Origin of the sequence: Lentzea sp. NPDC058436 (assembly GCF_042721515.1) — a bacterium.
GTDB lineage: Bacteria > Actinomycetota > Actinomycetes > Mycobacteriales > Pseudonocardiaceae > Lentzea.
This window is the reverse complement of record NZ_JBHXLF010000017.1, coordinates 49,631-69,053: the sequence shown is the minus strand read 5'-3', so window position 1 is coordinate 69,053 and position 19,423 is coordinate 49,631. Positions and strand designations below refer to the sequence as shown.

Sequence of the window (19,423 nt, the reverse complement as noted above, 5' to 3'; positions counted from 1 at the left end):
CACCGTTACGACGGTGTGGGGCGGGTTGCCCGAGCGGCCAATGGGAGCGGACTGTAAATCCGTCGCGAAAGCTACAGAGGTTCGAATCCTCTACCCGCCACATAGCCAGAAAGGTCCCTGTGACCAGCGCGAGCTGATCACAGGGACCTTTCTGTTGTGCCCGGTCGATTCCGGCGTTTCCGGCGGCTTCAGCCGACGCGGAAGACCGGCCAGCCGATCTCGGTGCGCCACGCGGCAGGATCGCTCGAGTCACGGGGTCCGGCGAGGTAGACCTCCCGCACCGGCCCGGCCACCGACATCGCGTTCTCCACCACCCAAGTTCCGAGTGCGCCGTACGTGACCTCGACGCTGTTGTGCTCGCCGACGTGGGTCGTGACGGCCAGTTCTGCGGCTGGGAGAACCACGGGGTGCACGCGTCCGGTGCGAGGTGGCGCGGCGGTCGGCAGGTAGACGAGCGCGTGACCCCTCTCCTGTTCGAAAAGAGCGTTGTCGTAGTTGCCACCCAGGGGGCCGGTCGCGGCGGCGCCGACGGCCGCCTCCAGCTCGGCCACCGCTCCCGCGAACCACGCCTCTACGTCGCCGTGCTCGACCACGGCCTCCACTGCCGCGACCGTCCTGGCGGGTTCCGCACGCAACTCGACGTCGATGGGTGCGGGGTCGGGCCGGAGCAGGCGCCGCAGCGACACGACCGCGGCCCTGGTGCGGTCGAGCACGTCTTCGAGGCGTTGCAGGTGGTCCGCGACCAGGGCCGCGCGGACGTCGGGGTCGGGGGTCCGCAGGATTCGCTGCACGTCGCTCAGGGGGACGTCGAGCTCGCGGAGTCGGTGGATGACCTGTGCGGTCGGGATCTGGTCGACGCCGTAGTAGCGGTAGCCGGTGAACTCGTCCACCACGGCGGGTTCCAGCAGGGCCGCCTCGTGATAGCGACGAAGAGTTCGCACGCTCAAGTGGGTCAGGCGCGAGAACTCCCCGATGGTCAGCACCTGTTCATTGTGGAGTCTCCCCCTGGGGGAGAGTCCAAGGCTTGACCCTCCCGCGCCGTGAGGTCACACGGTGGGCTCATGACACAGCACACCGATCTGATCCCGGCCACCGTGCGCGAGTTCTTCGCCGCCCACGTCGTTCGCGACGCCGACACCGCTTCGTCGTTCCTCACCGAGGACGTGGTGGTCGTCGACCAGGACGAGACCTTCCGCGGCCGCGAGGAGGTCCACGCGTTCCTGCGGGACGCCGCGTCCGAGTTCGAGTACACGACCGAACAGATCGGCGCTCGCCGCGTCGACGACGCCCACTGGGTGGTGACCGTGCGGCTGGAGGGCAACTTTCCGGGAGGCGTCGCAGAACTCGACTACCGGTTCGCGTTGCGGGACGACCTCGTCGCCGAACTCGTCATCGCCAACCACGCCGGCTGACTGGTTGATAGCGTTCGCGCGCAGCCTTGTGAGGCCGGACGAGGGGGATCTCAGTGCGTACGCAGATGGCCACGGAGGCCGGTAGGACGACGGCGCCGAGCGAGGACCGCGCGTTGGTCGGGCCGAACCTCCTGGCGGTGCTCGACGGCGTCACGGCCAAGCCCGAGAACGGGTGCGCGCACGGCGTCGGGTGGTTCGCCGACCAGTTGGCCGCGGAGATCCTGCGGGCCGCTCACCTGGATCCTGCGGATGCGCTCAAGACGGCCGTCGAACAGGCCGCCGAGTTGCACGCGGGCACCTGCGACCTCGATCATCCCGACTCGCCGTCGGTGGCGATCGCGGTGGTGCAGATCAAGGACGACGTGCTGCGGTATCTGGTTCTCGGGGACGCCACGGTGGTGGTGGACACCAAACAGGAGTTGCGCGTCGTGAGTGACACGAAGACGCAGCGGACGGCCGGGGCGAAGGCCGAGGACGTCGAGCACGCGCTGACCGGTGAAGTGGCGCTTCAGGACGTGCGCCGGGTGGCCGTCCTGTCTGACGGGGCGGCGCGGGCGGTTGACCTGTTCAACCTCTTCGACTGGCGACAGGCGTTGGAACTGATGGCCGCCAACGGGCCGGACGACCTCATTCGCAGGATGCGGGCCGTGGAGAAGGAAGACGCCAAGGCCGTGGACTGGCCGCGGAAGAAGATCTCGGACGACGCCACCGTCGTCTACCTCGACCGGTGACGACCGACGTCAGAGCGCTCGATGCCGTCGTCAGCACGGCGTCGAGCGTGCGGATCTCGGAAGTCGAGTGGTACCGCGAGGTCGTCGTCGATCTGACGATTCCCGCGACGCTCGACGGGTTGCGGGCGGCACTTGAGATCAGCTCGTTGCCCGGCTACGTGTGTGCGTGCATCGGGCAGGTGTGGTTCGAGTTCCTGGACGGGCAGGGCGAGCGGATCACCACCTTCAGGCTGCACCACGGGGTTTCGCTCGCCTGGCAGTGGGACAGCGGGCACGGGGAGCTCAAGGACGGCGCGGAGTTGTTGCGCTGGCTCGCCGACAACGGGCTGCCGGGGGCGTTGCTGGGCAGTCACGAACGGCCTGAGCGGCTTGCGTGGATCGCTGCCATGCCGCCGGCGTTGGCCGAGCACACCGGGGATCTGGTCGGGCACTGGCCGACGCCGGTCGACTCCAAGCGGATCGTCGAGGCGCGCAAGCGGGTGGACGGCCTGGAGGGTGTGTTGCAGGTGTTGCGGTGGTGTGCGGCCGGCATGGGCAACGCGACCAAGACGCCGCCGTACGAGGACGTTCCGGGGCTGATCCTGCGGGAGACGCCGATCGCGGAGATCGTCCAGGCGCTCGAAAGCCCGGAGGCCGACGAACGGCACGACGCCGGGGCGGCGCGGATCCTGCTCGTCGAGAAGTCGCGCGTCAAGCAGCGCATGGACGTGGCCAGGCTGCCCAAGCCGATCAGGGCGCGGATCAGGCAGGCGGCGCAGGCGAAAGGCTACGAAGTGCCGCAGTGGGCGGAACGCCTGCTGCTCAATGCCTAGGAGCCGGCTCCACGCCACGGCGGCGGGCGATGGCGGTCATGTTGTCCTCGCCCCAGTCGCCCAACGGCAGCAGCGCCTCGTTCAGCCGCACCCCCAGCGGTGTCAGCGAGTACTCGACGCGGGGCGGCACCTCGTGGAACACCTCGCGGTGCACGATCTCGTCCGCCTCCATCTCCCGCAGCACCTGGATCAGCATCTTCTCGCTGATGCCGGAGACGGACCGGCGCAGTTCGCCCGTGCGCACCGGGCCCTCGTGCAGCGCCCACAGGATCAGGGCCTTCCAGCGGCCGCCGATCACGTCGATCGCCGCGTCGAGGCCGCAGACGTAATTACGTGGCTTCATCAGGATCCTTACCAAAAGGTGGGTACCTGACAAAATAGTAGGTACTTGTCGAGAAGTCAGCACCCCAACAACCATTTGGGCCATGGGGAACAAGAAGACCGTGAGCGTGCTCGGCCTCGGCCGGATGGGCAGCGCGCTCGCGAACGCCCTCGTGCAAGAGGGCTACGAAGTGACCGTGTGGAACCGCACGTCGAAAACCATAGAAAACACCAGAAGCGTTGCCACGCCACAAGAAGCGTTCAAGAGCGACGTCGTCGTCACCTGCCTGTCCACGTACGACGTCCAACAACCGTTGCTCACCAACGAGATCAGGACGCTCGTCAACCTGACGTCCGGCACGCCCGAAGAGGCGCGCAGGACCGCGCGGTGGGCCAAGGACAACGGGGTCGAGTACGTCGACGGCGTCATCATGGCTGTGCCACAACAGATCGGCACGCCACAATCGAAAATCCTCTTCAGCGGCAACGAGAACCACCACGTGCTGCACGCGTTCGGCGAGCCGGTGCACGTCGGGGAGGACGCGGGGCTCGCCGCGCTGTACGACCTCGCGCTGCTCGGCATCATGTGGGCCACGTTCGGCGGCTACCTCCAGGCGGTCGCGCTGGTGGGCAGCGAGGGCATCACGCCGGAGAAGTTCACGCCCATGGCCACGAGCTGGTTGAACGAGATGAGCACCCTCCTGCCCGAGATGGGCGAGGAGACGCACACGCGCAAGTACGAGACCGACGTGTCCGCGCTGGACATCAACGTCTCCGGCCTGCGCCTGCTCGCCGAGGCCAACAGGGAACAGGGCCTCGACACCACCATTCCGCGGGCCCTGCACGACCTGTTCGAACGCGCCCAGCGCAACGGCCACGGCAACCACAGCATCGCGAGCGTCATCGAGGAGATCCGGAAGTGAAGTACCTGGGGAAGAAGGCCGTCGTCACGGGCGGCACGCACGGCATGGGGCGCGCCACGGTCGACAAGCTGATCGAGCAGGGCGCCGAGGTGTTGCTCACGGGGCGCACGACGGAGAAGGCCGAGGGCATCAAGGCGCACGCCGTGGCGTCCGACGCGGCGAACCTCGGCGACGTCGTTGAGCTTGAGCGGGAGGTGCGCGAACGTCTGGGCGCCATCGACCTGCTCTTCATCAACGTCGGTTACGCGACGCTGGCAGAGATCGGGGACGTCACCGCCGACGACTACGACCGCACGTTCGCCGTGAACACCAGGGGAGCGTTCTTCACCGCGCAGAAGCTGGCGCCGCTGATCAACGAGGGCGGGTCGATCGTCTTCACGACGTCGGTCGCGCAGACCGGCGGAGCGGTGGGCATGAGCGTCTACTCCGGGGCCAAGGCCGCGGTGCGGTCGTTCGGCAGGTCGTTCGCGGCCGAGTTGGCGCCGCGGAACGTGCGGGTCAACGTCGTGAGTCCCGGCTTCATCGACACGCCGTCGATGGGCGTGACCGGGCTGCCGGACGAGGTCCTCCAGCAGTTCAAGGAGGAGGGTGACCGAACGACGCCGCTCAAGCGCCACGGCACCATGGACGAGGTCGCCGACGCGGTGCTCTTCCTCGCGTTCGAGGCCACCTTCACCACCGGGGCCGACCTGCCCGTGGACGGTGGTCTCGGATAAATCTTCGGCGAACCTGTCACACCTTCGTCGCCCGCCGGGTCGAGTGGGAAACGGACGAAGGAGAACGAAGATGAGGATCGCCAACCCGATGATGTCGGTGCCCGGCGCGATGCAGGCGCTGCTGGGGCTGTCCGAGGCCGCGGAGAAGACCGGGCTGGACAAGAACTTCCTGGAGCTGGTCTACCTCAGGGTCAGCCTGATCAACAGCTGCGGTGTCTGCATCGACTACCACAGCAAGCTGCTGCGCAAGGCGAACGAGACCGACGAGCGCGTGCACTCCGTGGCCGGCTGGCGGGACGTGCCGTACTACACGGACGCGGAGAAGGCGGCGTTCGCGCTCGCCGAGGAGATGACGCACGTGCACGTCAGCGACGCCGTGTGGAGCGAGGCCGCGAAGCACTGGGGCGAGGAGCAGCTCGCCGGGCTCACGATCGCGATCTCCGCGATCAACGTCTGGAACCGCCTCAACGTGGCCACGGGGCAGAAGGTCGCCTGAACGAGGTTGAAGCCGGCGCGCAAGAGCTTCCTCTCTCTTGCGTGCCGGCTTCAGCGCGCAGCCTACCCCATGTCGAACAAATGTTCGATCATCGGTCGATCGGCGCGCCGGTCAACTGGCGGCGAGTGCCGCCCGGCCGTCATCGGTCAGTTCAGCGCAGACGCGAAGGCCGAAGCTCGTCGGCTGCGAGGGGCGCAGCAGTCCCGCGTGCACGAGGTCGTGCGTCGCCGTGCGGTCGCAGCAGGGCAGTCCGTCGACGTACAGGTCGGGCTCCGCGCCCCCTGTCACCTCGGCACGTCCCGCGGCGACAGCCCGCAGCATCGATCTCGCTCTTCCGCTGAGTTCCATCTCGACCCCCCAGGAGTGGTGTCCGAATCACTTACCCCTTTGTCGAAATAGAGGCCGGATTCGTTCCACAAGTACGGGTTCGTTCGGGTTCTTCGCTTGTGTGAACGGGTAGATCATGTCCCACTAGGCCGATCGGGTTGCGAAGACACGCCGGGGGACGAGCGCAACGCGGGGCGGCGGACCCACAGCGTCCAGCGCGGCCGGTAGCCGTTCGAGTACCAGAACGGCGTCGAGCGCGGGTTCGGCAAGGCGTGGTGGAGCAGCGTCGACGCGACCCCGGCCTCGTCCAGCACCGAGTGCGCGTGTGCGACGAGAGCGGTGCCTGCGCCCGTGCCGCGTACATCGGGCCGTACGCCGAGATGGCCGAGATACGCGAACGGACGCGCGGTGGCGAACCGCTCCATCCACCCCGCGTCCTGCGGCATGTCGACGTAGATCATGCCGACGGGCGTGTCGCCGTCGACCGCGAGCCACATCGCCTCGTGGTCGCGGTCGAGCACCTCGGCCAACGCCGACCGCAGGTGCTCCGCGGTGTTCGGGCGTTCGGTGACCATGCCGAACCCGCTGTCGTACCGAACCGTGTGCATGTTCAGTTCGACGGCGACGTCCAGGTCGGCACGGGTCGCGGTCCGCACGCTCACGGTGGACGGCCTCGGCGCGGGCGAACGGCCGGCGAGGCGCTCGGCGACCACGGTGAGGGGTGCGAAGCCGCGGTGGATCAACGGCAGCACGTCGGCGTGGCTCGGCAACGTCACCATCGCCGCGGTGTCGGGGTCGTCGGGGTGGGTGAGCCTGGGCTCCCACTCGTCGAGCAACGCGGGCAGGTCGCAGCCGGGTTGCCAGGCCAGCCGGTGCAGGCGCAGCGCTCCCCAGGTCGCCCCCAGCGAATCCGGATCCGTCTCGGTGAAGGAAAAGATCTCGGCCACGCCCCATCCGACCATGGCAGGGTCGGCGTTGTGGAGATCTACGTCGTGGATTCGTTCACCGACCGGCCCTTCGCGGGCAACCCCGCCGGGGTCGTGCTGCTCACCGAACCGCGTGAAGACGCCTGGATGCAGGCCGTCGCGGCCGAGATGAAGCACGCCGAGACGGCCTTCGTCACCCCTGACAACCACCTCCGCTGGTTCACGCCGGAGGTCGAGGTGGACCTCTGCGGGCACGCCACGCTCGCCACCGCCCACGTGCTGGGCGGCGAGCAGGCGTTCACCACGCGTAGTGGCGTGCTCACATGCGCAAATGACGATGGATGGGTTCGGATGGACTTCCCAGCGGACCCTCCAGAGTTGATTGACCCGCCAATCGGTCTAGCGGAAGCGCTGCCACATGCGACGATCAAGTCCGTGTCGCGTGGGCGCTTCGACTTCCTGATCGAGTTGGGGAGTGCCGCGGAGGTCCGTTCCGTGCGCCCTGATGTCCAAGGACTGACACAATTTCCGTCACGCGGAGTAATCGTGACGGCCGTCGGCGACGGTGATGCGGACATCGTCAGCCGGTGCTTCTACCCGGCGGTCGGCATCCCGGAGGACCCCGTCACCGGATCGGCCCACTGCACCCTTGCGTCCTATTGGGTGCCTCGGCTCCAGCGCGCTGACCTGCTCGCGGAGCAGGCGTCGCCGCGCGGCGGGTTCGTCAGGGCCACCCTCGCCCAAGATCGCGTGCTGCTCTCCGGGCGGGCCGTGACGGTGCTCCGGGGACGGCTCAACGTCTAACCACGTCTGGGTGAATCGACGTCACCAAACGTGCTCGACCTGCCATTTCGTCCCCCGAGCGGGGTACATTGGTGCCCCTGGAGGGGTCCTGATCGCCAAGTGCGGGACCCCTCAGTCACGCCTAGAGGTTCCCTCACCCAGGCCGACGAGGAGGCTGGATGTCCGACCGAGCGTCGGCCCCCGTGTCGGACTCGGCCGCCTGGTCGGCCAAGTCGACCAACCGCGCGTTCAGCGCGTTCGCCGTCACCCTCCTGGTGGCAGGCGTCGTCTGCGCGGGCATGGTCGCGGCATGGCTTCCGGAGAGGGAGACGACCTCCCTCTTCTGGATCGGCCCCCTTCTCGTCGTCGGCTTCCTGCTGGCGGAACAGCTCGCGATCAACGTCGACGTCCGCAGCGGCGTCGCGTGGACGATCTCCTTCACCGAGATCCCGCTGGTGCTGGGCCTGCTCGTGGCCCCGTTCGAGATCGTGCTCGCCGCGCACGTGGTCGCCGGCGTGGGCACGTTGCTCGGCAGGCGGATCCTCGACCGCGCCGTCTACAACGCGGGCCTCATGTTCATGGAGATCTCCGTGGCGTTCGCCGCCGCGGAGGCCGTGAACCGCATGATCGGCGCGGGCGGTCCGTTCTGGGCGGGCGCGTTCGTCGGCACGATCACCGTCCCCATGCTCGCGAGCGTGCTGGGCCTGTGCGCGCTGCGCCTCATGGGCAAGTCGATGCGCGTCGGCAACAGCCTTCGTCTCGTGCTGCAGACGCTCGTCGTGGCGCTGCTGAACACGTCGATCGGCCTCGTCGCCTACCAGATCGTCGCCACCACCGAGTGGGGCGGCGTCCTGATCATCCTGGTGCTCGCGGGCATCGTCGCCACCTACCTCGCCTACTCCGGACTGCTGCGCGAACAGCGCGACCTGGAGGCGTTGAGCGAGGTCAGCCTGCGCGTCGCGAGGTCGGGACAGCACGGCACCGGCCCGCGTCAGCCCGACGACGACCTCACCACGGGCGTCGAAGAGGACGAGTGGCAGCTCATCGCGGAACGCATCCGCGAGCAGCTCAACGCGAACAGGGTCGTGCTGCGCCTGCGCACCGACCCGCAGGAAGCCATGATCACCCTCGTCGCCGGCGAACCGCTGCCCGAGGAGATGACCGCGACGGACCCGCGGGCCGTGCGCGAAGACCCCGTTCTCCAGCTGCCCGGCACGCACGTCCGCTACTACCGCGTGGCCGACGCGACCGAGGACGTCACCGAGGCCCTGCTGCGCCGCGACGCCCAGGAGGCGCTCGTCGTCCCGTTGCGCGGCGCGACCCAGCTGCTCGGCGCCGTCGAGGCCCACGACCGGCTGTCGCGCTGGCGCGGTTTCGGCAAGGCGGACATCCAGCTGCTGCGCACGCTGGCCTCGCACCTCGCGACGGCCGTCGACAACCGCCGCCTGCTGGCGCGGCTGCGGCACGACGCCTACCACGACCCGCTGACCGGGCTGCTGAACCGCGCGGGCCTCCGCGAGACGTGCGCCGACCAGCTCCGCGAGTCCACGAGGGGCGTGGTGCTGCGCATCGACCTCGACATCCTGTCGACGGTCTCCGACGCGCTGGGCCAGGCCTGGGGCAACCGCATGGTCGTCGCCGCCGGACGCCGCCTGCGCGACGCGCTTGGTCCCGACGTTCCGCTCGCACGACTTGAGGGTGGCGCGTTCGCCGCGTACCTCGACGACGAACGCGCTGCGACCGCCCACGAGACCGCGGAACGCCTGCGCGCCGGGCTTTCCGTGCCGTACCCGGTCGACCGCCTGACCGTCGAGGCCTCCGCGGTCGTGGGTTACGCGTCCAAAGCGGACTCCGAGACCGAGGACCCGGACCCGGACGTGTTGCTGCAGCGGGCGGACGTCGCCGTGCGCGCGACGTCCGAGGGCACACCGGTGAAGGCCTACGCGCCGTCGATGGGCCACCTGTTCCTGCGCCGCTTCCAGCTCGTGACGCAGTTCCGCCAGGCCGTCGAGACGGGCCAGATCTCGGTGCACTACCAGCCGAAGGTCGCCCTGCCGTCACGTCAGGTCGTGGGCGCGGAGGCGTTGGTGCGCTGGACGCATCCGGAGTTCGGCCGCGTCGACCCGGACGAGTTCGTGCCGGCCGTCGAGGCCACCGGGCTCGTGGACGTGCTCACGGACTTCGTGATGGACCGCGCTCTCGAACGCGTGCGCCGCTGGCTCGACCGCGGCCTGCGGATGTCCATCGCGGTCAACCTGTCGGTGCGGACGCTCGGCGACGAGGACTTCCCGAACCGCGTGGAAGCCGCGCTGGAACGCCACGACGTGCCCTCGGGTCTGCTCACCTTCGAGCTCACCGAGTCGGGCGTCATGGCCGACCCCGAACGCGCTCTGCCGGTGCTGCGGCGCCTGCACGCGATCGGTGTCGTGCTGGCGGTCGACGACTTCGGCACCGGGTACTCGTCGCTGGCGTACCTGCGCCAGCTGCCGGTCGACGAGGTGAAGATCGACAAGTCGTTCGTGCTCGGGATGGGCACGGATCTCGGCGACATGGCCGTGGTCCGGTCGATCGTGGAGCTCGGGCACTCGCTCGGTCTCGTGGTCGTGGCCGAGGGCGTGGAGGACGACGCCGCGCGCGACCAGTTGGTCGGCATGGGCTGCGATGTCGCGCAGGGATACTTGATCTCCCGGCCGCTGTCCGAAGATCGCTTCGAGGCGTGGCTGCGGGCGCGAACCGTGCAGGTCAGGGGTGCTCGCGATGAGACGGTGCTCACGCTCGTGCACTGAGGGGACCCCCGGATTTCGTTCTTGGTTGAGGCGTGTTGTAGAGTTCTACGTGTCAGCAGGAACGAAGAGCTGGCCCCTTTAGCTCAGTCGGCAGAGCGTCTCCATGGTAAGGAGAAGGTCTACGGTTCGATTCCGTAAAGGGGCTCTACAACTGGCCGCAGTGCTGAGCGCTGCGGCTTGAGTTGTGTAAAGCGGTGTAGCTCAGTTGGTAGAGCAAGCGGCTCATAATCGCTGTGTCGCCGGTTCAAGTCCGGCCACCGCTACGCGAGTGGGTGGGGTGTGTCGGCGGAAAGCGCCGACCTTCCTCGCTCCGCATGATTTTGGGGGCCAAGCCCCCACACCCCCGGGCAGCAACCCTCGTTGCCCACCCCGCCAGACGGTAAGCCCGGACTGGGTTTCTCGGGGTCTCGTGTGCTCTCAGGAAGGCAAGGACCGTGGCTGCAACCGACGTACGCCCGAAGATCACCCTCGCGTGCGAGGAGTGCAAGCACCGGAACTACATCACCAGGAAGAACCGGCGCAACGACCCGGACCGCCTGGAGATCAAGAAGTTCTGCCCGAACTGCAAGACGCACCGCGCGCACAAGGAAACCCGCTGAGCGCGTAGCGGCTTTCGACCGAGGCCCGTCCCACACGTGGGGCGGGCCTCGTCGCATATAGGCTCTTCAAGTGCCTCTTGACCCCGCCTTCATCGGACGCAGTTATCCGCCGTCGCAGCCGTACGACGTGAGCCGCGAGAAGATCCGCGAGTTCGCCGAGGCGATCGGCGCCACCAGCCCGGCCTACTTCGACGCCGAGGCCGCGAAGGCGTTGGGGCACAGGGACGTCATCGCGCCCCCGACGTTCGCGATCGTCGTGTCGATGAAGACGAACGAGACGGTCATGTTCGACCCCGAGCTGAAGTTCGACTACAGCCGCGTCGTGCACGGCGACCAGAACTTCACGCACCACCGCCCCGTGACCGCGGGCGACCAGCTCGTCTGCGTGGCGCACATCGACGCCATCACGTCCCGCATGGGCAACGACATGGTGACCGTGCGGACCGAGATCAGCACGGTGGACGGCGAGCTCGTCACCACCGCCAAGTCGATGCTCGTCGTGAGGGGAGAAGACGCGTGACGAACACGGCCGTGGGTACCGAACTGCCGGCGCTGTCCGTGCGCCTCAAGCGCGCCGACCTGGTGCGCTACGCGGGCGCCTCGCTGGACTTCAACCCCATCCACTGGAACGAGAGGACGGCCAAGGACGTCGGCCTGCCGGACGTGATCGCGCACGGCATGCTGACCATGGCCGTGGCCTCGCGGATCGTCGCGGAGTGGATCGGGGATCCCGGTGCGATCGTCGAGTACGGCTGCCGGTTCGGGCGGCCCGTCGTGGTGCCCGACGACGACGAGGGCGCGCTCGTCGAGGTGTCCGCGAAGGTCACCAAGGACTTCGAGGACGGAACTGTGAAGGTCAACATCAACGCGGCTTTTGACGGCAAGTCGGTGTTGACAGGCGCTTTCGCCCGCGTGCGCGTCGGCTGATCTTGTGATCAAGAACACCACCGGACGACACGGTCCGGTGGTGTTTGCGGTGCTCACGCGAGATTCGGGTCCGGTTCGCGGTTCGGTAGAAGGACCCTGATTCGTGTTCTCGGCCTGCCTATGGGTAGGCTGTGCGACAGGCCGCTCGGCAAGTGCTTGAGCGGTCTGGTTGGAATGGACGGGACAGGCTCCCGTACACTTCCTGCTTGGCCAGGGGGTCCCCATCCGGGATCTCAAAGGGGTGTAGCTCAACTGGCAGAGCAGCGGTCTCCAAAACCGCAGGTTGCAGGTTCAAGTCCTGTCGCCCCTGCTGTCGAAGCGCGTCATGGGTGGAGTGGAGGCACGGCATGAGCGAGGGCCGCGAGCAGGACCAGCCGGAGGAGCGCGAAGGCGCTGTCCGGCCGTCCAACGCTGCGGCGCGGCGTGAACGTCGTGCCTCCTCTCGCCCGGCCGCCCGCAAGGACGGCAGCAGCGCTGAGTCGAAGAAGAGCGTCGCCAAGTCCGACGAGTCGGACGAGGACGTGAAGAAGGGTCGCCCGACCAAGACTCGTGAGGGGCAGGAGAAGCGCCCTTCGCTGATCGGGCGTGGCTTCCGCTACATCCGCGAGGTCGTCAGCGAACTCCGCAAGGTGATCTGGCCGACGCGCAAGCAGCTCATCACGTACACCGGCGTGGTCATGGTGTTCGTGGTCTTCATGGTTGCGCTGGTGTGGGCTCTCGACCTCGGCTTCGGCGCGGCTGTTTTCGAGTTGTTCGGCTGAGCCGGACAGCTGCCGCTGCAATAAGGAAGCGAGATCCACAGTGAGCTCCGACAACGGCGTTGACGCCCAGGAGAAGACCGACCTCATCGACGACGAGGTGTCCGAGGACACCGCGGCCGACGAGACGGTCGAGTCGGAGGCTGTGGACGCCGACGAGGCTGACGAGGCCGACGCCGACGTGGACGTTCTCGCGATCGACGAGACCCCGATCGACGAAGAGATCGCCGACCCCGCCGAAGAGCTGCGACAGGCCCTGCGCCACGCGCCCGGCGACTGGTACGTCGTGCACTCGTACGCCGGTTACGAGAACAAGGTCAAGGCGAACCTCGAGACTCGTATCCACACGCTCGACATGGAGGACTACATCTTCCAGGTCGAGGTGCCGACCGAAGAGGTCACCGAGATCAAGAACGGCCAGCGCAAGCTGGTGCAGCGCAAGGTGCTGCCCGGCTACATCCTGGTCCGCATGGAGCTCACCGACGCGTCCTGGAGCGCCGTCCGCAACACGCCGGGCGTGACCGGGTTCGTCGGAGCCACCTCGAAGCCCTCGCCCCTCACGATCGACGAGGTGCTGAAGTTCCTGCTCCCGCAGCAGGAGCAGAAGCCGGCCGAGGGCAAGAAGGCCGCTTCCACCACCGTGTCGAAGCCGACGATCGAGGTCGACTTCGAGGTCGGCGAGTCGGTCACCGTCATGGACGGCCCGTTCGCGACGTTGCCCGCCACGATCAGCGAGGTCAACGCGGACGGCCAGAAGCTGAAGGTCCTGGTGTCGATCTTCGGCCGGGAGACGCCGGTCGAGCTGTCGTTCAGCCAGGTCTCCAAGATCTGAGCGGTTTTCCCTCACCGGAAGACCGATCGGCCACGCTGCGGCTGGCAGAGCCGCGCGCGGACACTGCAATAACAGGAAGTACGGACAATGCCTCCCAAGAAGAAGAAGCTGTCAGCGATCATCAAGCTGCAGATCAAGGCTGGTGCCGCCAACCCGGCGCCGCCCGTTGGTCCCGCGCTGGGTCAGCACGGCGTCAACATCATGGAGTTCTGCAAGGCCTACAACGCCGCGACCGAGTCGCAGCGCGGTCAGGTCGTGCCGGTTGAGATCTCCGTGTACGAAGACCGTTCGTTCGACTTCAAGCTCAAGACCCCGCCGGCCGCGCGACTCATCCTCGCCGCCGCTGGTGTGGACAAGGGCAGCGGCGAGCCGCACCGCGTCAAGGTCGCCAAGGTGACCATGGAGCAGGTCCGCAGCATCGCCCAGGTCAAGATGGTCGACCTGAACGCGAACGACATCGACCAGGCCGCGAAGATCATCGCCGGCACCGCCCGTTCCATGGGCATCACGGTCGAAGGCTGATCGCACCCCCTTAGAAAGCGTGGGAGAGCCGAGCGCGGCTCACGAACCACGAACTGATCTCTGAATTAAGGACAGTCGTAATGAAGCGCAGCAAGGCCTACAAGGCCTCCGCAGAGCTGGTGGACCGGGAGCGGCTGTACTCGCCGCTGGAGGCCGCCAAGCTCGCCAAGGAAACGTCCAAGGTGAAGCTCGACGCCACCGTCGAGGTCGCGATTCGCCTCGGCGTCGACCCTCGCAAGGCCGACCAGATGGTCCGCGGCACCGTGAATCTGCCGCACGGTACGGGCAAGACCGCCCGCGTGATCGTCTTCGCAACCGGTGACAAGGCCGCTGAGGCCGAGGCCGCCGGTGCGGACGCCGTTGGCTCCGAGGACCTGATCGAGCGCATCCAGGGTGGCTGGCTCGACTTCGACGCCGCGATCGCGACCCCCGACCAGATGGCGAAGGTCGGCCGCATCGCCCGCATCCTGGGCCCGCGTGGCCTGATGCCGAACCCGAAGACCGGCACCGTGACCCCCGAGGTCTCGAAGGCGGTCAACGACATCAAGGGCGGAAAGATCAACTTCCGCGTTGACAAGCAGGCCAACCTGCACTTCGTCATCGGCAAGGTGTCGTTCGACCACGAGAAGCTGGTCGAGAACTACGCGGCCGCGCTGGACGAGATCCTCCGCGCCAAGCCGTCCGCGGCCAAGGGCCGGTACGTCAAGAAGGTCACCGTCTCCACGACGATGGGCCCTGGCATCCCGGTCGACCCGAACCGCACCCGCAACATGCTGGTGGACGAGGCCTGAGCCTCCCGGTTCTAGCTAGATCTCAGAAAGGCCCCCGGTCCGCCGGGGGCCTTTCTGCTGTTCAACGACGGTTCCGGCGGTAGTCGCCGGGAGAGCTCCCCACCTGCTTGAGGAAGTGGTGGCGGAGGTTGTTGGCCGTGCCGATGCCGCTGAGCGCCGCGATCTTCTCCATCGGCAGGTCGGTGGACTCCAGCAGCACCTGCGCTCTGGTGATGCGTTCGTTGAGCAGCCACTGCAACGGCGTCGTGCCGGTGGTGGCGTGCAGCCTGCGGTAGAACGTCCGCGGGCTCATCGAGGCCCTGCGCGCCAGGTCCTCGATCGTCAGCGGCTCGTCCAGGCGGGCGCGCGCCCAGTCGAGCACCGGCGCCAGGCCCTGGTCGTCGCTCGCGGGCACGGACAGGTCGACGTACTGGCCGAGGTGGCCCGGCCGGTGTCCCGGCACCACCATCCGGCGGGCGAGCTGGTTGGCGACGTGGGCGCCCAGGTCGCGGCGCACCAGGTGCAGGCAGACGTCGAGACCGGCGGACATGCCGGCGCTGGTCAGCACGTCGCCCTCGTCGACGTAGAGCTGCGAGTCGTCGACCTGGACCTTCGGGTAGCGCTCGGCCAGCAGGGCGGTGTGCATCCAGTGCGCCGTGGCCCTCTTGCCGTCCAACAGGCCTGCTTCGGCCAACGCGTAGGCGCCGACGCACGCGGACACGATGCGCGCCCCGTTGGCGTGGGCCCGGCGCAGTGCCGAGACCAGTTCGGGTGGAACGGGCGCGTTGTCCTCGATGACCTCGTCCGGCACCCACGACACGATGACGGTGTCCGCGCGCACGACGTCTTCCAGTCCGTGCGTGCTGTGCAGCGTGAAGCCGGGGTTGGTGTCGCGCGTGCGGGTTCCGGTGCCGCACAACCACAACTCGTACCAGGGGTCGGCGAGGTCGGGCTGCGGCGTGCCGAAGACGGCGGCGGGGATGCCCAGCTCGTAGAGGTCCGCGACGCCGAAGTCGCCGGGCACGATGAGGGCGACCGATCCAGCGCTCATGGGATCCAGCCTATGGCAGGAATTTGGTGACAGGGGTCATTCCGGTCACTGGTCGCGATGATCACCCGTGGCGAAGCTGGACGCATGACATCTGAAGCGATCACCGTGCTGGGCCTGGGCAACCTCGGACGCGCGCTGGCGGAGGCGTTCGTGCGGGCAGGTCACCCCGTCACGGTCTGGAACCGTTCCGCGGCAAAGGCTTCTGGGCTGGCGGCGACCGTCGCGGGCACCCCGGCCGAGGCGGTGGCGGCGAGCGGGCTCGTGGTCGTCGCCGTGCTGGACCACCAAGCGGCACAACAGGTTCTGCACGGCGTGGACGTGCGCGGGCGTGCGCTGGTGAACCTCACCTCCGGCACTCCCGACGAGGCGCGCGAACTGGCCGGGTGGGCTGCCGCGAACGGCGCCGAGTACCTGCACGGCGCTGTGTACGCGGTGCCCCAGACGATCGGCACCGACGCGTCGTCGATCATCTACAGCGGCTCGGCCCCGGTGGCCGAGCGGAAGTCGTTGGAACTGCTGGGGAAGGTCACGTTCCTGGGCTCCGACGCCGGTCGCGCGTCCGCGTACGACGTGGCGATCCTGTCCGGGATGTACGGGCTGCTCGGCGGTTTCCTGCACGCGTCGGCGCTGGCGCGTGTCAACGGGATCAAGGCGGCCGAGCTCACGCCGATGCTGGTGTCCTGGCTGACCGATCTCCAGCCTGCGTTGACGACGTTCGCCGAGGAGATCGACGGCGGGAGCTACTCCGGCGGCGAGTCGAGCCTGGCGATGAACCAGTCGGGGCTGGCCACGCTCATCCGCGCCGCGGGAGCGCAGGGCGTGCCGTTCGCTGGACTCGACGCCGTCAAGGCGTTGGTGGACCGGCAGGTCGCCGACGGGCGCGGGGAGGAGAGTCTCGCCCGCGCCGTCGAGTCGTTCAGCGTTGCGTCACAACGGTTTGCGGGCTGACAGCAGGAAGATCGTCGCCGACGCCAGGAAGTCGCCCTCCCGCAGTTCGGCGAGCCAGCGCTCACCGTCGGCGCGCTCGATCGCTCCCGCCCGGATCGCCCGTTCGGTGTTGCGGGTCAGGGCGAGGGCGTGGTCGGCCCTGGCGAAGTCGCGCAGGACCGTCGCCGCCACGCGGACGTTCTCGACCTCGAACCCCGCTTCTCCCGCGAGGCGGGGGAGTTCGCGGCCGATCGTGGCGTTGCGGACCATGGTCGAGCAGACGAACCGGTTGAACGCCCTGTTCATCTCCAGGTCGCCGTCGACGACCAGTGCGTCCCAGTCGGGTTCGGCGATGCGCAGCAGACCGCCGGGCTTGAGCGCCTTGTGGAGCTCGGCGAGGACCCCGGCGGGGTTCTCGACGTGCTGCAACGCGCGGTCCATGCGGGCCCGGTCGGCTGTCCCGGGGTCGACGGGCAGCGCGTGCGCGTCACCGAGCCGGATGTCGATCTGCGGGTAGAAGTGGGAGAAGCTCCTGGCCGCGGCCACCATCGTCGGGTCCACGTCGACACCGATGACGCGGCCCGACGCCGTGACCGCGTCGGCCATGACGGGTAAGTCCGTGCCGGGGCCGCAGCCCACGTCGAGAACCGTGTCGCCGTGCCTCAGGTCGAGCGAGACCAGCAGTTGGTGCTTGTAGTCCCGGCCCAGGTCCGCGATGTCCGCCAGGTACGCGACCTTGTCGGGGCTCGGTACCCCCAGTGCATTTGGCATGCACCCCAATCAACCACAGGTGCTGGGGTTCCAGTCGGTGATCACCCAGCCGCTCTTGACCTTCTCGACGACGAACGAGCCGAGGCGCGGGCCGCCCTCGACCGTCAGAGCGCACGAGTCGATGGTGACCTTGGTGGTCGTCGGGGTCTTGAGCATCTCCGGAGGGAACATGACCTGCTGGTACCTGTCGACACTCGTCACCTGGCCCTTCAGGGTGGTGACCGCACCCGCGCAATCGCTTGCGCCGTAAGCGTTCGCGAACTTCTGGCGGGTGTCGTCGCGCAGGAAGAGCGTGCAGGCGCGGGTCGTGTCGGCGAACGACACGTGCTTGTAGAACATGCCGACCGTGCCCTGCAGCCCGGCCGGTGCGGACAGGCCCTGGGCCGGTCCGGTGACGCCGCCGCTGTCCTGCGCGACGTCGCCGGGGTCGTCCACGCCGAAGAAGTGGTTGTAGGCCCACACCGCGCTGAACACGACGAGGAGGAAGAACAGCGCGCGCCAGAAGAGGCCGCTGCCGAGCACGACCAGCCACCAGCGCCTGCCGCCGGGCTGCTTCGGGGCCTGGGGTGCCTGGCCCGTCGCCTCCTGGTAGCGCTGGAACTCCTGGAAGCGTTGGAACTCCTGGAACTGCCGCAGCTGCTCAGGATCCACCTGCGGCGCGGGCGGCTGCGGTGGCTGCGGCTGGCGGGGCGCGAGGTCCTTGCCGGGCTCGTCGGTCACAGGTCACATCATGCCGATTTGGAGCTGCGGATACGACTCGCGTAGTCTCTTCCGTGGTTCTACCGAAGACCGCAGGTTTTCTCCGCGAGGAGAACGAAGGCCCCGTTGCAACACGGGCGGCCCGCGCAGGGAGGACGAGGCCCAGCTTCTTGTGACGCCCCGTGCTGCTTGTGCGCGAGGGCGTTTTTGTTGTTTCGGAGCCTTCTCTGATCGGCGGTCTAACCCAGCCCAGAGAGGAGGCGATCATGGCGAAGCCCACGAAGGTTACGGCGGTCGCTGAGCTCGCGGACCAGTTCCGCAGCAGCTCGGCAGCTGTTGTCACCGAGTACCGTGGCCTCTCCATGGCGCAGCTCACCACGCTGCGTCGCGCTCTCGGCGCGGGCACCAAGTACACCGTTGCGAAGAACACGCTGGTCAAGCTGGCTGCCGCGGACGCCGGTGTGGAGGGCCTCGAGGCCCTTCTTTCCGGTCCGACCGCCATCGCGTTCGTCGAGGGCGAGCCCGTCGACGCCGCCAAGGCGATCCGCGACTTCGCGAAGGACAACAAGGCCCTGGTCATCAAGGGCGGCTACATGGATGGCCGCCCGCTCTCGGTCGACGAGGTCTCCGCCATCGCGGACCTCGACAGCCGTGAGGTGCTGCTCGCGAAGCTCGCGGGCGCGATGAAGGGCAACCTGGCCAAGGCCGCGGGTCTGTTCAACGCCCCGGCTTCCCAGGTCGCTCGCCTGGCTGCTGCCCTGCAGGAGAAGAAGGCCGCTGCGGCTCCCGCCGCCGAGGCCGACGCTCCCGCCGAAAGCTGATCACCCGAAGACACGCCCGGCGCTTTCGCGCGGGAGATTAGAAAGGACCGCCGATCATGGCGAAGCTCAGCACCGACGAGCTGCTCGACGCTTTCAAGGAGATGACCCTCCTGGAGCTGTCCGAGTTCGTCAAGCAGTTCGAGGAGACCTTCGAGGTCACCGCCGCGGCGCCCGTCGCCGTTGCCGCCGCCCCCGCCGCCGGTGGCGCAGCCGCCGAGGTCGAGGAGCAGACGGACTTCAACGTCGTCCTCGAGTCGGCCGGCGACAAGAAGATCCAGGTCATCAAGGTCGTCCGCGAGGTCGTCTCGGGCCTGGGCCTGAAGGAGGCCAAGGAGCTCGTCGAGTCCGCTCCGAAGGCGATCCTCGAGGGCGTGGCGAAGGACGTCGCCGACGCTGCCAAGGAGAAGCTCGAGGCTGCCGGCGCCAAGATCACCCTCAAGTGATCTGAGCCCCTCCGGGGGCTTGCGTCTGTCTCGCAGTGCCTGAACGGGCGTGCACCTCTTGGTGCGCGCC

At 68.1% G+C, this 19,423-nt stretch carries 25 protein-coding genes and 4 tRNA genes; 22 read left to right on the top strand and 7 right to left on the bottom strand.

The features are described from left to right. Positions 1–19: 19 nt before the first annotated feature. Positions 20–100, top strand: a tRNA-Tyr gene (locus tag ACFWN2_RS36285). 88 nt (positions 101–188) lie between these two features. On the opposite strand, the gene ACFWN2_RS36280 is transcribed toward ACFWN2_RS36285, so the two are convergent. Next, a complete protein-coding gene (locus ACFWN2_RS36280; RefSeq protein ID WP_382435088.1) occupies positions 189–983 on the bottom strand; it encodes a MerR family transcriptional regulator in 795 nt (264 codons plus the stop codon). Positions 984–1,061: 78 nt separating this feature from the next. On the opposite strand from ACFWN2_RS36280, the gene ACFWN2_RS36275 reads away from it, so the two are divergent. From ACFWN2_RS36275 to ACFWN2_RS36265, 3 genes are read left to right on the top strand one after another with little or no spacing between them, the layout of a single operon-like run. Next, positions 1,062–1,412 carry a nuclear transport factor 2 family protein gene (locus ACFWN2_RS36275; RefSeq protein ID WP_382435087.1) on the top strand — a complete coding sequence of 117 codons (351 nt, stop codon included), beginning with the start codon at positions 1,062–1,064 and terminating at the stop codon, positions 1,410–1,412. Between the two features lie 53 nt (positions 1,413–1,465). After that, positions 1,466–2,143, top strand: a complete 678-nt coding sequence (locus ACFWN2_RS36270; RefSeq protein WP_382435086.1) for a protein phosphatase 2C domain-containing protein — start codon at positions 1,466–1,468, stop codon at positions 2,141–2,143. Then, a complete protein-coding gene (locus ACFWN2_RS36265) occupies positions 2,140–2,955 on the top strand; it encodes a hypothetical protein (RefSeq protein WP_382435085.1) in 816 nt (271 codons plus the stop codon). Before ACFWN2_RS36270 ends, ACFWN2_RS36265 begins: the two co-directional genes overlap by 4 nt. Here the strand turns inward: ACFWN2_RS36265 and ACFWN2_RS36260 are convergent. Next, positions 2,945–3,298, bottom strand: a complete 354-nt coding sequence (locus ACFWN2_RS36260; protein WP_382435084.1) for a winged helix-turn-helix transcriptional regulator — start codon at positions 3,296–3,298, stop codon at positions 2,945–2,947. The genes ACFWN2_RS36265 and ACFWN2_RS36260 overlap by 11 nt on opposite strands. Before the next feature lie 82 nt (positions 3,299–3,380). Here ACFWN2_RS36260 and ACFWN2_RS36255 point away from each other — a divergent pair, with 82 nt between their 5' ends. From ACFWN2_RS36255 to ACFWN2_RS36245, 3 genes are all read left to right on the top strand, one after another. Continuing rightward, a complete protein-coding gene (locus tag ACFWN2_RS36255; RefSeq protein WP_382435083.1) occupies positions 3,381–4,199 on the top strand; it encodes an NAD(P)-dependent oxidoreductase in 819 nt (272 codons plus the stop codon). Then, positions 4,196–4,915, top strand: a complete 720-nt coding sequence (locus ACFWN2_RS36250) for an SDR family NAD(P)-dependent oxidoreductase (protein WP_382435082.1) — start codon at positions 4,196–4,198, stop codon at positions 4,913–4,915. The genes ACFWN2_RS36255 and ACFWN2_RS36250 overlap by 4 nt, the downstream gene beginning before the upstream one ends. 70 nt (positions 4,916–4,985) lie before the next feature. Further along, entirely contained in the window at positions 4,986–5,411 is a 426-nt protein-coding gene (locus tag ACFWN2_RS36245) for a carboxymuconolactone decarboxylase family protein (RefSeq protein ID WP_382435081.1), read from the top strand. A 111-nt stretch (positions 5,412–5,522) separates the two neighbouring features. Here ACFWN2_RS36245 and ACFWN2_RS36240 read toward each other — a convergent pair whose 3' ends face one another. Beyond that, complete coding sequence (locus tag ACFWN2_RS36240) at positions 5,523–5,732, bottom strand: hypothetical protein (RefSeq protein ID WP_382435080.1); 210 nt, start codon at positions 5,730–5,732, stop codon at positions 5,523–5,525. Positions 5,733–5,872: 140 nt separating this feature from the next. Beyond that, a complete protein-coding gene (locus tag ACFWN2_RS36235) occupies positions 5,873–6,685 on the bottom strand; it encodes a GNAT family N-acetyltransferase (RefSeq protein WP_382435079.1) in 813 nt (270 codons plus the stop codon). A 30-nt stretch (positions 6,686–6,715) separates the two neighbouring features. Between ACFWN2_RS36235 and ACFWN2_RS36230 the strand changes: the two genes are divergently transcribed. From ACFWN2_RS36230 to rplA, 12 genes are all read left to right on the top strand, one after another. Then, positions 6,716–7,468, top strand: a complete 753-nt coding sequence (locus ACFWN2_RS36230) for a PhzF family phenazine biosynthesis protein (protein WP_382435078.1) — start codon at positions 6,716–6,718, stop codon at positions 7,466–7,468. Between the two features lie 158 nt (positions 7,469–7,626). Then, positions 7,627–10,233 carry a putative bifunctional diguanylate cyclase/phosphodiesterase gene (locus tag ACFWN2_RS36225; RefSeq protein WP_382435077.1) on the top strand — a complete coding sequence of 869 codons (2,607 nt, stop codon included), beginning with the start codon at positions 7,627–7,629 and terminating at the stop codon, positions 10,231–10,233. Between the two features lie 72 nt (positions 10,234–10,305). Next, a tRNA-Thr gene (locus ACFWN2_RS36220) sits at positions 10,306–10,378 on the top strand. A gap of 45 nt (positions 10,379–10,423) precedes the next feature. Beyond that, a tRNA-Met gene (locus ACFWN2_RS36215) sits at positions 10,424–10,496 on the top strand. A 171-nt stretch (positions 10,497–10,667) separates the two neighbouring features. Continuing rightward, positions 10,668–10,832, top strand: coding sequence for a 50S ribosomal protein L33 (gene rpmG / locus ACFWN2_RS36210; RefSeq protein ID WP_015105301.1), 165 nt, complete (start codon positions 10,668–10,670; stop codon positions 10,830–10,832). A 70-nt stretch (positions 10,833–10,902) separates the two neighbouring features. Then, positions 10,903–11,352 (top strand): MaoC family dehydratase N-terminal domain-containing protein, encoded by a 450-nt coding sequence (locus ACFWN2_RS36205; RefSeq protein WP_382435076.1) that lies wholly within the window; start codon positions 10,903–10,905, stop codon positions 11,350–11,352. Then, positions 11,349–11,759 carry a MaoC/PaaZ C-terminal domain-containing protein gene (locus ACFWN2_RS36200; RefSeq protein WP_382435075.1) on the top strand — a complete coding sequence of 137 codons (411 nt, stop codon included), beginning with the start codon at positions 11,349–11,351 and terminating at the stop codon, positions 11,757–11,759. Before ACFWN2_RS36205 ends, ACFWN2_RS36200 begins: the two co-directional genes overlap by 4 nt. A gap of 237 nt (positions 11,760–11,996) precedes the next feature. After that, positions 11,997–12,069: transfer RNA gene (locus ACFWN2_RS36195), tRNA-Trp, on the top strand. A gap of 37 nt (positions 12,070–12,106) precedes the next feature. After that, positions 12,107–12,520 (top strand): preprotein translocase subunit SecE, encoded by a 414-nt coding sequence (gene secE, locus ACFWN2_RS36190; RefSeq protein ID WP_382435074.1) that lies wholly within the window; start codon positions 12,107–12,109, stop codon positions 12,518–12,520. A gap of 40 nt (positions 12,521–12,560) precedes the next feature. Next, the gene (nusG, locus tag ACFWN2_RS36185) at positions 12,561–13,349 is read left to right on the top strand and encodes a transcription termination/antitermination protein NusG (RefSeq protein ID WP_382435073.1); all 789 of its coding nucleotides are present in this window, start codon (positions 12,561–12,563) and stop codon (positions 13,347–13,349) included. 87 nt (positions 13,350–13,436) lie between these two features. Next, positions 13,437–13,871 carry a 50S ribosomal protein L11 gene (gene rplK, locus ACFWN2_RS36180; RefSeq protein ID WP_030478269.1) on the top strand — a complete coding sequence of 145 codons (435 nt, stop codon included), beginning with the start codon at positions 13,437–13,439 and terminating at the stop codon, positions 13,869–13,871. A gap of 80 nt (positions 13,872–13,951) precedes the next feature. Next, positions 13,952–14,662: a 50S ribosomal protein L1 gene (rplA, locus tag ACFWN2_RS36175; protein WP_382435072.1), complete on the top strand. Its 711-nt coding sequence runs from the start codon at positions 13,952–13,954 to the stop codon at positions 14,660–14,662. A gap of 61 nt (positions 14,663–14,723) precedes the next feature. On the opposite strand, the gene ACFWN2_RS36170 is transcribed toward rplA, so the two are convergent. After that, positions 14,724–15,692 (bottom strand): GlxA family transcriptional regulator, encoded by a 969-nt coding sequence (locus tag ACFWN2_RS36170; RefSeq protein WP_382435071.1) that lies wholly within the window; start codon positions 15,690–15,692, stop codon positions 14,724–14,726. Between the two features lie 84 nt (positions 15,693–15,776). Between ACFWN2_RS36170 and ACFWN2_RS36165 the strand changes: the two genes are divergently transcribed. Beyond that, positions 15,777–16,640 (top strand): NAD(P)-dependent oxidoreductase, encoded by an 864-nt coding sequence (locus ACFWN2_RS36165; RefSeq protein ID WP_382435070.1) that lies wholly within the window; start codon positions 15,777–15,779, stop codon positions 16,638–16,640. Here the strand turns inward: ACFWN2_RS36165 and ACFWN2_RS36160 are convergent. Further along, positions 16,620–17,390: a methyltransferase domain-containing protein gene (locus ACFWN2_RS36160; RefSeq protein WP_382435069.1), complete on the bottom strand. Its 771-nt coding sequence runs from the start codon at positions 17,388–17,390 to the stop codon at positions 16,620–16,622. The genes ACFWN2_RS36165 and ACFWN2_RS36160 overlap by 21 nt on opposite strands. 9 nt (positions 17,391–17,399) lie before the next feature. Next, on the bottom strand, positions 17,400–18,110 hold the full coding sequence (locus tag ACFWN2_RS36155) for a hypothetical protein (protein WP_382435068.1): 711 nt from the start codon (positions 18,108–18,110) through the stop codon (positions 17,400–17,402). 245 nt (positions 18,111–18,355) lie between these two features. Between ACFWN2_RS36155 and rplJ the strand changes: the two genes are divergently transcribed. Together rplJ and rplL are read left to right on the top strand one after the other, a co-directional pair. Beyond that, positions 18,356–18,910 carry a 50S ribosomal protein L10 gene (rplJ, locus tag ACFWN2_RS36150; RefSeq protein WP_382435067.1) on the top strand — a complete coding sequence of 185 codons (555 nt, stop codon included), beginning with the start codon at positions 18,356–18,358 and terminating at the stop codon, positions 18,908–18,910. A gap of 56 nt (positions 18,911–18,966) precedes the next feature. After that, complete coding sequence (gene rplL / locus ACFWN2_RS36145; RefSeq protein WP_382435066.1) at positions 18,967–19,353, top strand: 50S ribosomal protein L7/L12; 387 nt, start codon at positions 18,967–18,969, stop codon at positions 19,351–19,353. Positions 19,354–19,423 lie beyond the last annotated feature (70 nt).

Excerpts from the sequence above, each read along its gene's own strand:
- ACFWN2_RS36275 (WP_382435087.1), top strand. The coding sequence starts at position 1,062 with ATGACACAGCACACCGATCTGATCCCGGCCACCGTGCGCGAGTTCTTC.
- ACFWN2_RS36260 (WP_382435084.1), bottom strand. The coding sequence starts at position 3,298 with ATGAAGCCACGTAATTACGTCTGCGGCCTCGACGCGGCGATCGACGTG.
- ACFWN2_RS36255 (WP_382435083.1), top strand. The coding sequence starts at position 3,381 with ATGGGGAACAAGAAGACCGTGAGCGTGCTCGGCCTCGGCCGGATGGGC.
- ACFWN2_RS36245 (WP_382435081.1), top strand. The coding sequence starts at position 4,986 with ATGAGGATCGCCAACCCGATGATGTCGGTGCCCGGCGCGATGCAGGCG.
- ACFWN2_RS36240 (WP_382435080.1), bottom strand. The coding sequence starts at position 5,732 with ATGCTGCGGGCTGTCGCCGCGGGACGTGCCGAGGTGACAGGGGGCGCG.
- ACFWN2_RS36225 (WP_382435077.1), top strand. The coding sequence starts at position 7,627 with ATGTCCGACCGAGCGTCGGCCCCCGTGTCGGACTCGGCCGCCTGGTCG.
- secE (WP_382435074.1), top strand. The coding sequence starts at position 12,107 with ATGAGCGAGGGCCGCGAGCAGGACCAGCCGGAGGAGCGCGAAGGCGCT.
- rplK (WP_030478269.1), top strand. The coding sequence starts at position 13,437 with ATGCCTCCCAAGAAGAAGAAGCTGTCAGCGATCATCAAGCTGCAGATC.
- rplA (WP_382435072.1), top strand. The coding sequence starts at position 13,952 with ATGAAGCGCAGCAAGGCCTACAAGGCCTCCGCAGAGCTGGTGGACCGG.
- ACFWN2_RS36170 (WP_382435071.1), bottom strand. The coding sequence starts at position 15,692 with ATGAGCGCTGGATCGGTCGCCCTCATCGTGCCCGGCGACTTCGGCGTC.
- ACFWN2_RS36165 (WP_382435070.1), top strand. The coding sequence starts at position 15,777 with ATGACATCTGAAGCGATCACCGTGCTGGGCCTGGGCAACCTCGGACGC.
- ACFWN2_RS36160 (WP_382435069.1), bottom strand. The coding sequence starts at position 17,390 with ATGCCAAATGCACTGGGGGTACCGAGCCCCGACAAGGTCGCGTACCTG.
- rplJ (WP_382435067.1), top strand. The coding sequence starts at position 18,356 with ATGGCGAAGCCCACGAAGGTTACGGCGGTCGCTGAGCTCGCGGACCAG.
- rplL (WP_382435066.1), top strand. The coding sequence starts at position 18,967 with ATGGCGAAGCTCAGCACCGACGAGCTGCTCGACGCTTTCAAGGAGATG.